At 74.8% G+C, this 13,592-nt stretch carries 16 protein-coding genes; 8 read left to right on the top strand and 8 right to left on the bottom strand.

Annotated elements, in window-relative coordinates; genetic code table 11:
* Window positions 1–20: 20 nt before the first annotated feature.
* Window positions 21–1,595: a Na+/H+ antiporter gene (locus tag OC439_RS00325; protein ID WP_262011611.1), complete on the top strand. Its 1,575-nt coding sequence runs from the start codon at window positions 21–23 to the stop codon at window positions 1,593–1,595.
* Between the two features lie 42 nt (window positions 1,596–1,637).
* Here the strand turns inward: OC439_RS00325 and OC439_RS00320 are convergent, their stop codons facing one another.
* Window positions 1,638–2,573: a superoxide dismutase gene (locus OC439_RS00320; RefSeq protein WP_262011610.1), complete on the bottom strand. Its 936-nt coding sequence runs from the start codon at window positions 2,571–2,573 to the stop codon at window positions 1,638–1,640.
* Window positions 2,574–2,689: 116 nt separating this feature from the next.
* Complete coding sequence (locus OC439_RS00315; protein ID WP_262011609.1) at window positions 2,690–4,135, bottom strand: endo-1,4-beta-xylanase; 1,446 nt, start codon at window positions 4,133–4,135, stop codon at window positions 2,690–2,692.
* A gap of 383 nt (window positions 4,136–4,518) precedes the next feature.
* Between OC439_RS00315 and OC439_RS00310 the strand changes: the two genes are divergently transcribed.
* Window positions 4,519–5,364 (top strand): S1 family peptidase, encoded by an 846-nt coding sequence (locus OC439_RS00310; protein ID WP_262011608.1) that lies wholly within the window; start codon window positions 4,519–4,521, stop codon window positions 5,362–5,364.
* A gap of 51 nt (window positions 5,365–5,415) precedes the next feature.
* Here the strand turns inward: OC439_RS00310 and OC439_RS00305 are convergent, their stop codons facing one another.
* Together OC439_RS00305 and OC439_RS00300 are read right to left on the bottom strand one after the other, a co-directional pair.
* Window positions 5,416–5,748, bottom strand: a complete 333-nt coding sequence (locus OC439_RS00305) for a putative quinol monooxygenase (protein WP_123110661.1) — start codon at window positions 5,746–5,748, stop codon at window positions 5,416–5,418.
* Window positions 5,749–5,788: 40 nt separating this feature from the next.
* On the bottom strand, window positions 5,789–6,751 hold the full coding sequence (locus OC439_RS00300; RefSeq protein WP_262011607.1) for a hypothetical protein: 963 nt from the start codon (window positions 6,749–6,751) through the stop codon (window positions 5,789–5,791).
* 164 nt (window positions 6,752–6,915) lie between these two features.
* On the opposite strand from OC439_RS00300, the gene OC439_RS00295 reads away from it, so the two are divergent.
* Window positions 6,916–7,221, top strand: a complete 306-nt coding sequence (locus tag OC439_RS00295; protein WP_013286485.1) for a DUF1330 domain-containing protein — start codon at window positions 6,916–6,918, stop codon at window positions 7,219–7,221.
* 13 nt (window positions 7,222–7,234) lie between these two features.
* Here OC439_RS00295 and OC439_RS00290 read toward each other — a convergent pair whose 3' ends face one another.
* Window positions 7,235–7,978, bottom strand: a complete 744-nt coding sequence (locus OC439_RS00290; RefSeq protein ID WP_262011606.1) for an N-acetyltransferase — start codon at window positions 7,976–7,978, stop codon at window positions 7,235–7,237.
* 72 nt (window positions 7,979–8,050) lie between these two features.
* On the opposite strand from OC439_RS00290, the gene OC439_RS00285 reads away from it, so the two are divergent.
* On the top strand, window positions 8,051–8,473 hold the full coding sequence (locus OC439_RS00285) for an acyl-CoA thioesterase (protein WP_262011605.1): 423 nt from the start codon (window positions 8,051–8,053) through the stop codon (window positions 8,471–8,473).
* Window positions 8,474–8,480: 7 nt separating this feature from the next.
* Here the strand turns inward: OC439_RS00285 and OC439_RS00280 are convergent, their stop codons facing one another.
* Together OC439_RS00280 and OC439_RS00275 are read right to left on the bottom strand one after the other, a co-directional pair.
* A complete protein-coding gene (locus OC439_RS00280; RefSeq protein ID WP_262011604.1) occupies window positions 8,481–9,140 on the bottom strand; it encodes a response regulator transcription factor in 660 nt (219 codons plus the stop codon).
* On the bottom strand, window positions 9,128–10,411 hold the full coding sequence (locus OC439_RS00275) for a histidine kinase (RefSeq protein WP_262011603.1): 1,284 nt from the start codon (window positions 10,409–10,411) through the stop codon (window positions 9,128–9,130). The genes OC439_RS00280 and OC439_RS00275 overlap by 13 nt, the downstream gene beginning before the upstream one ends.
* Window positions 10,412–10,544: 133 nt before the next feature.
* Between OC439_RS00275 and OC439_RS00270 the strand changes: the two genes are divergently transcribed.
* Genes OC439_RS00270 through OC439_RS00260 form a run of 3 tightly spaced genes read left to right on the top strand, consistent with a single transcriptional unit; the run spans window position 10,545 to window position 12,338 of the window.
* On the top strand, window positions 10,545–11,186 hold the full coding sequence (locus OC439_RS00270) for a DUF998 domain-containing protein (RefSeq protein ID WP_262011602.1): 642 nt from the start codon (window positions 10,545–10,547) through the stop codon (window positions 11,184–11,186).
* Between the two features lie 4 nt (window positions 11,187–11,190).
* Window positions 11,191–11,478: a DUF1905 domain-containing protein gene (locus OC439_RS00265; protein WP_262011601.1), complete on the top strand. Its 288-nt coding sequence runs from the start codon at window positions 11,191–11,193 to the stop codon at window positions 11,476–11,478.
* Window positions 11,475–12,338 carry an SIR2 family NAD-dependent protein deacylase gene (locus OC439_RS00260; protein ID WP_315985891.1) on the top strand — a complete coding sequence of 288 codons (864 nt, stop codon included), beginning with the start codon at window positions 11,475–11,477 and terminating at the stop codon, window positions 12,336–12,338. The genes OC439_RS00265 and OC439_RS00260 overlap by 4 nt, the downstream gene beginning before the upstream one ends.
* 56 nt (window positions 12,339–12,394) lie before the next feature.
* On the opposite strand, the gene OC439_RS00255 is transcribed toward OC439_RS00260, so the two are convergent.
* Window positions 12,395–12,940 (bottom strand): hypothetical protein, encoded by a 546-nt coding sequence (locus OC439_RS00255; protein ID WP_262011600.1) that lies wholly within the window; start codon window positions 12,938–12,940, stop codon window positions 12,395–12,397.
* 70 nt (window positions 12,941–13,010) lie between these two features.
* Between OC439_RS00255 and OC439_RS00250 the strand changes: the two genes are divergently transcribed.
* Complete coding sequence (locus OC439_RS00250; protein WP_262011599.1) at window positions 13,011–13,589, top strand: TetR/AcrR family transcriptional regulator; 579 nt, start codon at window positions 13,011–13,013, stop codon at window positions 13,587–13,589.
* Window positions 13,590–13,592: the final 3 nt, after the last annotated feature.

Genomic DNA, 13,592 nt, shown 5'->3' with positions numbered 1-13,592 from the left:
GACGGTGACGGGGGTACGGCGTGGAAGCACTCGTGCTGATCACGGTGCTGGGTGCCACCGTGCTCGTCGGCACCACGATCGGCGGTCGCTACAGCGTCGCGCCGCCGGTCCTGCTGATCGCCATGGGCGCGCTGATCGGCCTGCTGCCGCCGTTCGACAACCTGATCCTCGAACCCGAGGTCGTGCTGGTGCTGTTCCTCCCGGCGATCCTCTACCGGGAGAGCCTGGTCATCAGCCTCCGCGAGATCCGGGCCAACCTCACGGTGATCGTCGGGCTCGCCGTCGTGCTGGTGATCGTCACGATGGCCGCCGTCGCGTTCACCGCGCAGGCCCTCGGCGTGCAGCCGGCCGCCGCGTGGGTGCTCGGCGCGGTCCTGGCGCCGACCGACGCGGCAGCCGTGGCCGGCCTGGCCAAGCGGATGCCGCGCGGCATCCTCACCACGCTGCGCGCGGAGAGCCTGGTCAACGACGGTACGGCGCTCGTGCTGTTCGCCGTGGCCGCCGGCGTGGTCGCGGGCGGGACGGTGCCCGGAGCGCTGACGCTCACCGGCGAGTTCGTCGGCAAGTCGGCCGGTGGGGTGGCCGCCGGCCTGCTCGTCGGCGCAGTCGTGGTGCTGATCCGCAAACACGTCGACGATCCGATGCGCGAGGGCGGGCTGAGCATCCTCACCCCGTTCGTCGCGTTCCTGCTCGCCGACGCGGTGCACGCCAGCGGCGTGCTCGCGGTGGTGGTGGCCGGGCTGCTGCTGTCGTACGCCGCGCCCCGGGTGATCCGGGCCCGTTCCCGGGTCACCGCGTTCGCGTTCTGGGACCTCTCCACGTTCATGGTCAACGGTGGCCTGTTCGTGCTGCTCGGCACGCAGGTGCCGCGTTCGCTGCGCAGCATCACCAGCCACTCGCCGGCCGCGTCGCTCGGCATCGCGGCGCTCGTCGCCCTGGTCGTGGTGGTGATCCGGCTGGTCTGGGTGCACCTGTCGGTGTCGGCGCTGCAACGGGTGGACCGGCGGGAGTCGAGCCGCGCGCGGCACTTCGACGGCCGGATGCGTACCGCGGTGGGCTGGGCCGGGTTCCGCGGCGCCGTCTCGCTCGCCGCCGCGCTCGCCGTGCCGGTCACCATGCACGACGGCAGCACCGTGCGCGAACGCGACCTGATCATCTTCGTGACCGTGGTGGTGATCGTGCTGATCATGCTGGTGCAGGGCACCACCCTGCCCGCTGTCGTGAGCTGGGCCGGCCTGAACGGCGATCGGGAACGCGACGACGAGGTGCGCTGGGCCCGGATCCGGGCCACCGAGGCCGCCCTGGAGGCGCTGCCCCGGGCCGCCGACGACGTGGGCGCCACGCAGGACACGGTGGACCGGCTGCGCGCCGACTACGAGGAGCACCTGGCCGACGCCCGCGACCCGGGCGGTGAGGACGCGGAGGCGGAGCGGGAGATGGCCCGGCGGCTGCGGCTGCGGGTGCTCGACCACAAGCGGCAGGAGATCACCCGGCTGCGCAACACCAGGCAGATCGACGACGCGGTGCTGCGGCAGCTCCAGGCGGCCATCGACATCGAGGAGATCCGGCTGCTCGGGCCGGAGATGGAGGAGTGAACCGGGCCGGCCGCCACCCGCCCGGGTGGCGGCCGGCGTGGCTCAGCGCGCGTCGACAGCGACGACCGTGTACGGGGTGGTCGGCGTCGGCGGGGTGGTGAACCGGCCGTTCGGCAGGTAGAGCCGGCCGAGCGCGGCGGCCACCGTGGTCGGCACGTCGAAGCCCGGGTCGGTGATGACGCCGCGCGCGACGCCGGCCGTGCCGGAGCGGTTCAGGTCGACCACGGCGACCTGGTTGAGGAAATTCTGCACCACGTACAGCGTGCGGCCGAGCAGCAGCAGGCCGTCACCGTTGACGAACGTGGTGCCCGGCACGTCGACGGCGGTGGTGACGCCGGTGGCCGGGTCCACCCGGAACAGCGTGCCGGTGTTCGACTGCACGACGATCAGCGCCCGCCCGTCCGGGGTGGGCACGATGCCGTTGAGGTTGACGCCGGTGCCGCTCTGCTGGAAGTCGCCGGTCAGCGGGAGCGTGGTGAAGCCGCCGGCGGGCGGCAGCGTGCCGCCGCGTCCCAGCGGCAGGCGGTAGAGCACCGGCCGGTTCGAGTCGGTGAACCAGGCGGCGTCGCGGGTGAGCGTCACGTCGTTGACGAACGTCGGCGTCTCGGCGAACTGGTAGCTCGCGAGTACGGCGCCGGTGCGGGTGTCGATCACCCGGGCGTCACCGGCGGTGCCGCCGGCGACGAAGAGCCGGCCGCGCGGGTCGACCTTCAGGCCGAGCGACGGGGTGCCGGTGGCGGGGCTGACCTGCCGGCCCGCGCCGGTGATCAGGTCGGCGCGGTAGATCTCGCCGGTGGCCCGCGAGCCGAACCAGGCGTACCGGCCGGCGGCGGCGACGCCCTCCGGCTGGAAGCCGTCCGGCAGCGCGATGACCGTGGGACGGCGGTCGTGGGCAGCGGCGGCGGGGGCCGGCGCGACGGTGGTGACGAGGGTGGCGGCCAGGGCGACGCCGAGGGTGGTCCTGATGCGTCGGTTCACTGTGGTCCTTCCGGGCGAAACGGTGGAACAGGACCTACCCCACTGTACGGTCGGCGCGCGGCGGCCGCCGGGGGCGCGACCCGGCACGGTGGCACCGTGCCGGGTCGCGCCGACGGTCAGCCGGCCGCGCAGGCCGGCGTGCCGGAGGGCGCCGTGCCGGTGCCCTGGAACCCGAACTCGGTGGTGCCACCGGCACCGACCTGGCGGTTGTAGTCCACGTTGCGGAAGGTCACCGCACCGGTGGTGCCGCTGGCCTGGGCGCTCCAGGTGTTCGTGACGGCCGAGCCCGAGGGCACGGTGAGCGACACGGTCCACCCGTTGAGCCCGCTGGAACCCGCGGTGATCCGCACGTTGGTGACGAAGCCGCCCGGCCACTGGTTGGTGGTGATCGTGGCGGTGCAGGCGCCGGTCGGCGGGGGAGTCGTCGGCGGCTCGCTGGTCGGCGGCGTGCTGGTCGGCGGCGTCGAGGTGGGCGGGGTGCTGGTCGGCGGCGCGGTCGTGGGCGGCGGGGTGCCGCCCTCGTTCAGCGCGTTCAGCACTGCGGTGTACGCCTGCTTCTTGTTGCCGCTGCCGTCGAACAGCAGGGGGGTGCCGCTGGCCCGCCACGAGTCGGTGTCCCGGATGCCCCAGACCGTGATGCCGTTGCAGCGCGGCACGGCCAGGCAGTCCCGGGTCACGTTGCCGTACGAGGTGGCCTGGCTGCTGCCCGAGCCCTCGATGTCCAGCTCGGTGATCTGCACGTCGACGCCGAGCGCGGCGAAGTTCTGCAGCGTGGTGCGGTAGTTGCTCGGGTACGGCGACCCGCTGTTGAAGTGCGATTGGAGGCCGACGCAGTCGATCGGCACGCCCCGGGACTTGAAGTCCCGCACCATGTTGTAGACGCCCTGGGTCTTGGCCCAGCTCCAGTTGTCGATGTTGTAGTCGTTGTAGCAGAGCTTGGCGCCCGGGTCGGCGGCGCGGGCGGCACGGAACGCGGCCTCGATCCAGTCGTTGCCGGTCTGCTGGAGGTTCGAGTTGCGCCGGGCGCCGCTGTTGCCGTCGTCGAACGCCTCGTTCACCACGTCCCAGGAGTGGATCTTGCCCCGGTAGTGGGTGGCGACCTGGGTGACGTGATTGATCATCGCGTCGCGCAGCGCGCTGCCGGACAGGCTTCCCGTCCACCCGGGCTGCTGCTGGTGCCAGAGCAGCGCGTGGCCGCGTACCCGCATGCCGTTGGCCTGAGCGTGCGCGACGAGCCGGTCGCCGGCGCTGAAGTTGAACTGGTTCCGGGACGGCTCGGTGGCGTCCCACTTCATCTCGTTCTCGGCGGTGACCATGTTGAACTCGCGGTTGAGGATGCCGACGTACGTGCTGTCGGACAACTTGTTCACCGCCACCGCCGTGCCGAAGTACCGGCCCTGCTCCGCCGCCGACGCGCCGAGCGTCGTGCCGGCGCTGGCGCTGGTCGCCACCGCTATCGTGGCGGCGACCACCGCGGCCCCCGCCACCATCGCGACCACTGCGGTCCGCGGGCGTGACCGGGCTGCCGCGCTCCCGCTGCCGCGGGCGAGCACCTTGTCCATCTGAACGCCTCTCTAGCCTGTCAATGGGATCGGCTCGCCTCGGCCACCGCCCGCCACGATGTCGGCTCCGCGCGGCCGCCCGGTGGCCGCGTCCGGTGGGGGAGGGACTCCCCGGCACATCGTGAGTGGATCGAAGCGAATCTCTGCCCGGAGCCTACCGGAAGCGTTCCGAAAACTTAATCACTTCGATGTGTCGACATCGGGGCACGCGGAACCAGGTGAACGGGCGGAATCCGCGGGCGGGCGCGGCCTACGGGCGTGCGCGTGCCGCCCGCCGCGGCTCCGGAAGTTTCGGGAACCGCCGGTTCTGCCGGTTGAGTGGATCGCGCCACCGGGCCGATGCTTGGCGAATCGACCGTAGACGATGGTGGAGGTTCTGGAGTATGCGCCGACCCGCGCTCGTCGTACTCGTCCTCGCCGCCCTGCTCGCCGGCACCCCGGCGGTCGCCCGGGCCGTCGCCGCCGCACCGCCGCCCGAACCCGCCGCCCTGGCCGGGCTCCGCACGCCCGGCACCGCCTGGGGGCACGACCCGGCCACCGGCCGGCTCACGGTCACCGCCGACGACACGGTACGCGGCAGCGAGCTGGCGGCGGTACGCCGGACCGCCGACCGGGCCGGCGCGGTGCTGCGCCACGAACCCGGGCGGCTGCGCACGCTCATCGCCGGCGGCCAGGCGATCTACGGCGGCGGCGGGCGCTGCTCGCTGGGCGCGAACGTACGCCGCGGCACCACCTGGTACTTCGTGACCGCCGGGCACTGCACCCGCCTGGCCGCCACCTGGTACGCCGACAGCGCCGGCACCACGGTGCTGGGCAGCCGGACCGGCAGCAGCTTCCCCGGCGACGACTACGGCGTGGTGCGCTACACCGGCACCGTCGCCCACCCGAGCGCGGTGTACACCTACCCGGGGCAGATCACCGTCACCGCCGCCGGCAGCGCGTACGTCGGGCAGGCGGTCTGCCGCAGCGGCGCCACCACGGGCGTGCGGTGCGGCACCGTGACCGGGCTGAACGCCACAGTCAACTACGCCGAGGGCAGCGTCACCGGGCTCATCCGCACGAACATCTGCGCCGAGCCGGGCGACAGCGGCGGCCCGCTCTACGTGGCGGCGACCGGCACCGTCATCGGCGTCCTGTCCGGTGGCAGCGGCAACTGCACGAGCGGCGGCACCAGCTACTACCAGCCGATCCTGGAGATCCTCGCCGCGTACGGCCTGACCGTCCCCTGACCGGCCGCGCGGGCGGCACGACGGGCCGCCCGCTCCGGACCGGTCACCCGGTCAGGCGTCGCCCGGCACCGCCATCTCGCCCAGGCGCGACCAGTCCTGCTGCGGCACCGTCGTGTTGACGATCCGGGGCGTCTCGGCCAGGTGCGGCGGCAGCGTGCGCTGGGCGGTCCGGAAGTGCTCCGACTGCACGTGCGCCGCGCCCGCCTCGTCGTCCCGGAACGCCTCGACCAGCACGTACTCGGTCGGGTCGTCCAGGCTGCGGGACCAGTCGAACCACAGGCAGCCGGGCTCGGCCCGGGTCGCGGCGGTGAAGTCGGCGGCGATCTGCGGCCAGCGGTCGGCGTCTTCCGGGCGGACCCGGAACTTGGCGGTAATGAAGATCATGGGATCAGGCTACCCAGGGCCGGCGGCCGCCCGCGCGGCATCAGCTCTTGGCCGCCGGGCCGAGCAGCTCGGCCGCCCGCCGGTCGGCGAACGCGGTGACCGCCTGCTGCCCGGCGCCGAACACGATCGCCAGGCCCAGCAGCGCGGCGGTACTGCTCACACTGGTCTCCACCAGGCCGCCGATGACCAGCATGATGCCGACCACCGCGACCAGCGGGCCGACGGCGAGCTTCAGCAGCCCCTGCTGGAACGGCAGCTTGTAGGGCAGCCCGCCGGACCGGGAGGTGATCATCGACGGCAGCGCGCTGAGGAACGCCCCGAGGGCCCCGGCGATCAGCACGAAGAACAGCAGCCGCCAGGCCGGTACGCCACCGGCGTCGGTCGGCGCCTCCAGCAGCCGGACGTCGTGGCTGAGCCACTGCACCAGCACCACGAGGACCTCCGCCAGCAGCGCGAACACCGACAGCCCCAGCATCCGGTTGCGCAGCCGGCGGGCCGACTCGTGGAACTCGTCGGACGCGGAGTGGTAGCGCAGCAGCAACGCCTGCACCCGGGCGCGCAGCAGCGCCTCGGACGGGGCGCCGGCCGACGGGTCGAGGTCGGTGAGCACCTTGTCGTCGGCGGGCAGCACCTGCGCCGCCGCGCTGCGGTACGCGGGCAGCAGCCCGGTCAGCTCGTCCGCGGAGCGCAGCGCCACCATGGCCCGCTCCACCGAGTGGATCGTCTGCCACGCGTACTCCAGGTTGCCGCCGCGCAACCACTCGACCACGCCGCTGCGTCCGAGCACCACCTCCACCCGGGACAGCTGCGCGCGCAGTGCCTCGGCCCGCTCGGGGTCGCGCGGGGACAGCACCGCGAGCTGCTGGTACAGGTCGTCGAGCTTGGTCCGTACGCGGACCTGCCACACCGCGCCGGGAACCGGCGTGGTGGGCCGGGACGGCCCGCCCTCCGGCGCGTTCCGGGGCTCGGGTATGGCCTCCGGCTGGGTCTCCTGCTCGATCATCGTGCCCACCTCTTTCCCCCACGCCGCGCGGACCTGCTACCCAGTATTCGCAGGTCAGGGCCATAATGGCTAGAGCACACCGGACAGTCGGCCCGGCTCGCGGCGGCGCGGGATCCGGCCCGACGGACGAGGCCGCAGCCGTCGGACGTCGGTAGCCTGAGCCGGTGACCGTCTACGCCCTCGCACAGCTCACCATCCACGACCGGGCGCGCTACGACAGGTATGCCGCCGCCTTCCCGCCGGTGCTGGCCCGCTACGGCGGGAAGCTGCTCGCCGCCGACACCGCCCCCCGCGTGGTCGAGGGGGAGTGGCCGCACCAGAAGGCGGTGCTGTTGTCGTTCGACAGCCGCGAGGACTTCGAGCGCTGGTCCACCTCACCGGAGTACCGGGAGATCTCCCGCGACCGGGAGGCGGCCACCGAGGGCGTGGTGCTGCTGCTCGACGGGATCGGGCACGCCTGGCCGGCCTGACCGGCGGGCCCGCTCAGAGGCGGTGCCGCACCCACACGTTCGGTTCGACGTAGGCGGCGTGGTCGTGGCCGGCGTCGACGAGCACCGGCGTCAGCGCGCCGGGCACGCGTACCGGGCCGGAGGTGTCGAACGGCAGCCCGGTCCAGCGCCGCCAGTCGGCGAGCGTGCCGGTCACCGTCATCGACCGGGGCGCGACCCGCTCGATCACCCCGCCCGCGCGGACGTGCACCCGCAGCCACGGGTCGGCCGGCAGTCCGTCGGGGCGGCGCCGGGCCGCGTACTCGGCCATCGGCACGTCCGGGACGGCGGCCTTGCCGCTCGGTCGCACCGGCGCCACCAGCGTGTCGAAGCCCGCGCGGGCCACCGCCGCACGCATGGCCGCGAGCATCAGCCCGGACACCCCGCCGCCGCGCCGGTCCGGGCGCACGCAGATCTCCAGCGCGGACACCAGGTTGGGGGCAGACCCGGTGAGCCGGCCGAGCGTGGCCCGCTGGATCACCCGGTCCCAGCCGCCGTCGGGCAGCTCGTCCTCGGTCCAGCGCAGCGGCACCGCGTAACCGCGGGCGACGGCCCGGCCCGGCTCGGCCGGGTCGACGGCGGCGAAGACGAACTCGGGGTACAGCTCGTGCGCGACGCCGTAGTAGAGCGCGCCCATCGGATCCCAGAGCATGAACGGCGGCCAGGCGCCGTCGAAGTCGGTGTCCAGCAGCGGTGCCAGGTCGGGCCGCTGCGCCAGTGTCACGATCTCCAGGGTCACGCCGGGCAGGCTAGGACCGCGCGGCCCGGACCGCACGCGGATTACCGCTGCGCCCCTGGTTAGGCTGCCGGCATGGCAGATCCGTTCCGGGTACGCGTCACCGTGCGTGGCTACGAACTCGACACGCAGGGACACCTCAACCAGGCGGTCTACCTCCAGTACGCCGAGCACGCCCGCTGGGAGTGCCTGCGCGCGTCCGGCATCGGCCAGGACCGGCTGCTCGCCGGCGGCGTCGGGCCGGTCGCGCTCGAGGTGACGGTGCGCTACCTGCGGGAGCTGCGCGGCGGCGACGAGGTGGACGTGACCTGCGAGTTCCACTGGGGCGAGGGCAAGACGTTCCGGATCGGCCAGGAGTTCACCCGCGCCGACGGCATCCCGGTGGCCTCGGTGACCGGGGTGGGTGGCCTGCTCGACCTCACCGAGCGGCGGCTGGTGTCCGACCCGCGCGAGCGGTTCCGGGCGCTGGCCACCGACCCCGTGCCGATGAGCCTGTAACGCCCGGTCAGCCCGTCGCACGCAGCCAGGCCAGCACGGCGAGCACCCGCCGGTTGGTGTCCTCGTCCGGCGGCAGGTCGAGCTTGGCGAGGATGCTGCCGACGTGCTTGCCCACCGCCGCCTCGGTGACGTACAGGCGGGCCGCGATCGCGGCGTTGGAGTGGCCCTCGGCGACCAGCCCCAGCACCTCCCGCTCCCGGGGGGACAGCGCGCCGAGCGGGTCGCGGGGGCGGCGCAGCAGGTGCCGCACCACGTCCGGGTCGACGGCGGTGCCGCCGGCCGCCACCCGGCGCAGCGTGGCGGCGAACTCGGCGACGTCTGCCACCCGGTCCTTGAGCAGGTAGCCGACCCGGTTGCCGTCGCCGCTGTCGAGCAGCGCTGCGGCGTACCCGCTCTGCACGTGCTGGCTGAGCACCACCACGGCCAGGTCCGGGCGTTCGGCGCGCAGCGCGACCGCCGCCCGCAGGCCGTCGTCGCGGTGCTGCGGCGGCATCCGGATGTCGGTCACCAGCAGGTCGGGCCGGTGCGTGCGGACCGCGTCGAGCAGCTCCGGGGCGGAACCCACGGCGGCGTCCACCGCGAAGCCGAACCGGGTCAGCAGGCCCACCAGGCCCTCCCGGAGCAGGACCTCGTCCTCGGCCAGGACGACCCGGGTCACGGACGGCACGGCAGCTCCACCCGCACGAGGGTAGGCCCACCGGGCGGGCTGGACAGCAGCAGCCGCCCGTCCGCCGCGGCCACCCGGTCCGCGAGCCCGGTCAGGCCGGTGCCGCGCGCCGGGTCGGCGCCGCCCCGGCCGTCGTCGCGCACCTCCACCACCAGCAGCCGCTCGTCGCGGATCAGCCGCACCTCGGCCCGCCCGGCGCCGGCGTGCCGGGCCACGTTGCCGAGCGTCTCCGAGACCACGTACCAGGCGGTGGTCTCCACCAGCTCCGGCACCGGGCGGGTCAGGTCGGCGTGCACGGCGACCGGGACGACCGACCGGGCGGCCAGGTCACCGACGGCGGCGGCCAGGCCGAGTTCGGTGAGCTGCGCCGGGCGGATGCCGTGGACGATCCCGCGCAACGTCACCATCAGCTCCTTGGCCTGCTCGTGGGCGGACGCGAGCGGCCCCGCCGCCGGGGAGCCGTCCGGCACGTCGAGGCGGGCCAGCCCGAGCTGGAGGGTGAGGCTGGTCAGGCGCGGCTGCACGCCGTCGTGCACGTCCCGCTCGATGCGGCGGCGCTCCGCCTCGTAGGCGCTCATCAGGCGGGCCCGGGACCGGGTCACCTCGCGCAGCGCCGTCCCGGCGGGCGCGTCGTCGAGCAGCAGGCGGGCCGCCGCCGCCTGGACCGCTACGAGCAGGCCGGCCAGATAGACCAGCGCCGGGGCCGCCAGCAGAGCGGCGAGCGCGTACGGCACCGCCTCGGCCGGGGAGTCGACAGTGGCCCAGATCAGCACGATGCGGTCCTCGCCGCCGGCCAGCCACGGACCGGCGACCAGCACCGCGTCCAGCAGCGCGAGCAGGCCGACCATCCCGTACGCCAGCGGCACCGCCACGCCCAGCACGGCCAGGTACGCGGCCTCCCGCCACCCGGCGGCGGTGGTGAGGCGGGCGGCGAGCCCACGCCACCGCGGCGCGGTCACCGGGCGGTCGTCGACCAGGCCGAGGCGCCACCGCTCGACCGCCGCCACCGGCGCGCCGGCCAACGGGGCGAGCGCCACCACCGCGAGCGCCAGCACGGCCAGCACCGCCAGCGCCCGGGCGTCGACGGGGCGGCCCCGCCGCAGCGCGCCGGCCACCAGCAGCAGCGGGGCGGCGACCACCGCCGCGCCGAGCGCCGCCGCGCCGGCCAGGGGCAGCGTCGTGACGGCGTACGCCAGGGCCCGCCACGGCCACGCGGACAGCAGGTAGCGGCGGCGGCGCAACGCGCCGGCCAACCCGTGATCAACGGTCATGGCACGACGCTAGCCAGGCCACACCGTGCTTCCCAGCCGGCTGGACCCCGCTTCCCGGGTAGGCCTGGCCCTACCTCGAACCGGCCCGCCACGCCCCGTGCGCCGGGACGCCCTCGGGCGGTGCACTCGGCGGATGAGAAACCGCCTCGCGGGCGCCTGCTGGCTGCTCGCCGCCGTGTCGTTCCTGGCCGCCAACGTCGTCGTCGGCCTGGCCTGGGACCAGCCCCGGTTCAGCTGGGCCGAACACAACATCAGCGACCTCGGCAACGTGACCTGCGGCGTGTGGGACAGCAGCCGCCCGCGTCCGGTCTGCTCGCCGTGGCATCCGGCGATGAACGCGGTGTTCGTCGGCGCCGGGCTGCTGCTCGCGCTTGGCGCGCTGCTCGCACACCGGGCGCTGCGCCCGGGCCGCGCCGCGACCGTCACCGTGGCGTCGGCAGTGGCCGCCGGGTCCGGGTACGTGCTGGCCGGCCTCCACCCGGCCGACGTGGACGAGAACCTGCACGTGCTCGGCGCGCTGCTGGTCTTCGCGCTCGGCAACGCGGCGCTGCTGGCCGCCGCGCTCGGCCGGTCGCCGCTGCTGCGCGAGCTGCGGAGGGTCAGCGCATTCCTGGGCCTGCTCGGACTGGCCGGCACCGTGCTGTTCCTGTCCCGGGTGGACGCCGGCATCGGCGTGGGCGGCATGGAGCGTGTCGCCGTGTTCCCGCTGTTCGCCTGGGTGACGGTGGCCGGGCTGCGGCTGCTGTGGTCGCGTCGGTCCCGGCCCCTATCCTGACCGGATGGAGCTGGCGTTCAGCGGCGAGGTGTGGTTCTGGCGCGGTCCGGCGCCGTACCACTTCGTCACAGTGCCCGATGAGCAGAGCGCGGCGATCGAGGCCGCCTCGGCGTCGGTCACCTACGGCTGGGGCATGATCCCGGTGACGGTCCGCATCGGCGGCACCGGCTGGCGGACGTCGCTGTGGCCCAGGGACGGCCGGTACGTGGTGCCGCTGCGGGTCGCGGCGCGCCGGGCCGAGGGGATCGAGCTGGGCGACCGGGTCGACGTGCGGCTGACGGTGGACGTGTGACCGGGCCGGAGCTGGCCGAGGCGGGCCGGCTGCTCGCCGCCGCCCGGCGGCCGGTGGTGTTCACCGGGGCCGGCATGTCGGCCGAGAGCGGCGTGCCGACGTTCCGGGACGCCCAGACCGGGCTCTGGCAGCGGTACGACCCGCAGGAGCTGGCGACGCCGGCGGCGTTCCGGGCCGACCCGGCGCTGGTCTGGGGCTGGTACGAGGCACGCCGGCGCGGGGTGCGCCGGGCCAGGCCGAACCCCGGGCACCGGGCGGTGGCCGCGATCCAGGACCGGCTACCGGAGACGGTGGTGATCACGCAGAACGTCGACGACCTGCACGAGCGCGGTGGCGTGCCGGCCCCGGTACGCCTGCACGGCAGCCTGTTCGCGCCCCGCTGCTCGGCCTGCGCCCGGCCCGCGCCGATCCCCGAGGACGCAACGGCGCGTGAGGACGACGCGGCACCCGGCGACGCGGCGGCCCCCGGCGACGGCGTGGCTTCCGGCGACGCGGTGGCACCCGACGGCATGCCGGAACCGCCGGACGGGCGCGTCACGCCGCCCGCCTGCGCCGGATGTGGTGCGCCGGTGCGGCCCGGGGTGGTGTGGTTCGGCGAGGCGCTGCCGTCGGCCGCGCTCGACGCGGCGGTCGAGGCGGCATCCGGCTGCGACCTGCTGCTCACAGTCGGCACCTCGGCGCTCGTCCACCCGGCCGCCGAGATCCCCCTCGTCGCGGCCCGCCTCGGAGCCCCGGTGGTGCAGGTGAACCCGGTGCCGACACCACTGGACGCGGTCTGCGCGGTGAACCTGCGCGGCCCGGCCGGCGAGATGCTGCCCGCGTTGGTCCGTGCCGCCTGGCCGGACGCGCTTGCCGGCTGACCGCCGGGACGCCGCGCCCGACGAGCCGACCAGCCGCCGCACGTGACGGACGAACCTCACGCGTCGCGCGGCGCCCGCTTCGGGAAGACGGTGTACGCGACCGGCCAGAACACCAGCCAGCCCGCCATCACCAGGCTGAGCCGTCCGGTCCACGCCCACAGTTCGGCGGTGCGCTCGCCGTCGCCCACCACGGCGATGCCGGCGAGCAGCACGGCGCAGGCGACCGCCCAGCCGAGCATGCCCTTGCCCCACTCCCGCCACTCGTGCCGGGCCCGCGCCATCCCGTACCGGGGTGCCCGGCTCGGGGGAGGGCCGTCGGCGAACCGGTGCGCGAACCGCTGGTCGGCCCAGCGCACCATGCTGTGCCCGAACGCCACCGAGAACCCCAGGTACGCGGCGGCGAGGCCGTGGGCGAACGTGGCTGTCGCGCCCCGGCGCAGGTCGATCATCGTGGCGGCCAGCAGCACCAGGTCGACGACCGGCACGGCGATCAGCAGTGCGGCGCCGAGGCGGGGCCGGCGCAGCGGGTACCGGGCGATCAGTCCGGCGAGCAGCACCACCCAGAACGCCACCTCGCATCCGACGATCACTGCCACGAGCATGCGGTCTCCTTTTTTAGTACGCTGTGCGATAACCGTAACAGCGCTCGTCAACCAGGTTCCGGAGGGGCCCGTGCCCAAGATCGTCGACCACGACGCGCGCCGTGCCGAACTGGCGCGGGCGATGTGGCGGGTCGTCTACCGCGACGGCGTCGGCGCCGCCACCGTCCGCAGCATCGCGGCCGAGGCGGGCTGGTCACCGAGCGCACTGCGGCACTACTTCGCCACCCAGACCGAGCTGCTGGTGTTCGCCATGGAGCACGTGCAGGCCGAGGCGGCCGAGCGGATCACCGGAGGCGACCGCAGCGGCAGCCCGCGCGAGGTCGCCCAGCGGATCCTGGAACAACTGCTGCCGCTCGACCGCCAGCGCGTCCGCGAGGCCGAGGTGTGGCTGCTGCTCGCCGCGCGCGCCCCGACCGACCCGGCCGCCCGGGCCCGGACGGCCGAGGCGGACGACGGCATCCGACGCGCCGTCGAGTTCGCCGTCACGCTGCTCACCGGGGAACCGGCCGCCGACCCCGAGGCGGTCGCCGGGCTGCACGCGGTGCTCGACGGGCTCGCGCTGCACGCGCTGCTGCACCCCGACCGGATGCCGCCCCGGCGCGCCCGGGAACTGCTCGGCGCGCACCTGGACGCGCTCGCCGCGTCCTGACCG

The organism is Micromonospora sp. Mcm103, assembly GCF_024519755.1.
Lineage (GTDB): Bacteria > Actinomycetota > Actinomycetes > Mycobacteriales > Micromonosporaceae > Micromonospora > Micromonospora aurantiaca.
The sequence above is the reverse complement of the archived record's forward strand: the minus strand, read 5'-3'. Positions and strand labels throughout refer to the sequence as shown.

Coding starts and splice junctions, on each gene's coding strand:
- OC439_RS00315 (WP_262011609.1), bottom strand. CDS start 4,135: ATGGACAAGGTGCTCGCCCGCGGCAGCGGGAGCGCGGCAGCCCGGTCA.
- OC439_RS00310 (WP_262011608.1), top strand. CDS start 4,519: ATGCGCCGACCCGCGCTCGTCGTACTCGTCCTCGCCGCCCTGCTCGCC.
- OC439_RS00305 (WP_123110661.1), bottom strand. CDS start 5,748: ATGATCTTCATTACCGCCAAGTTCCGGGTCCGCCCGGAAGACGCCGAC.
- OC439_RS00300 (WP_262011607.1), bottom strand. CDS start 6,751: ATGATCGAGCAGGAGACCCAGCCGGAGGCCATACCCGAGCCCCGGAAC.
- OC439_RS00285 (WP_262011605.1), top strand. CDS start 8,051: ATGGCAGATCCGTTCCGGGTACGCGTCACCGTGCGTGGCTACGAACTC.
- OC439_RS00275 (WP_262011603.1), bottom strand. CDS start 10,411: ATGACCGTTGATCACGGGTTGGCCGGCGCGTTGCGCCGCCGCCGCTAC.
- OC439_RS00270 (WP_262011602.1), top strand. CDS start 10,545: ATGAGAAACCGCCTCGCGGGCGCCTGCTGGCTGCTCGCCGCCGTGTCG.
- OC439_RS00265 (WP_262011601.1), top strand. CDS start 11,191: ATGGAGCTGGCGTTCAGCGGCGAGGTGTGGTTCTGGCGCGGTCCGGCG.
- OC439_RS00255 (WP_262011600.1), bottom strand. CDS start 12,940: ATGCTCGTGGCAGTGATCGTCGGATGCGAGGTGGCGTTCTGGGTGGTG.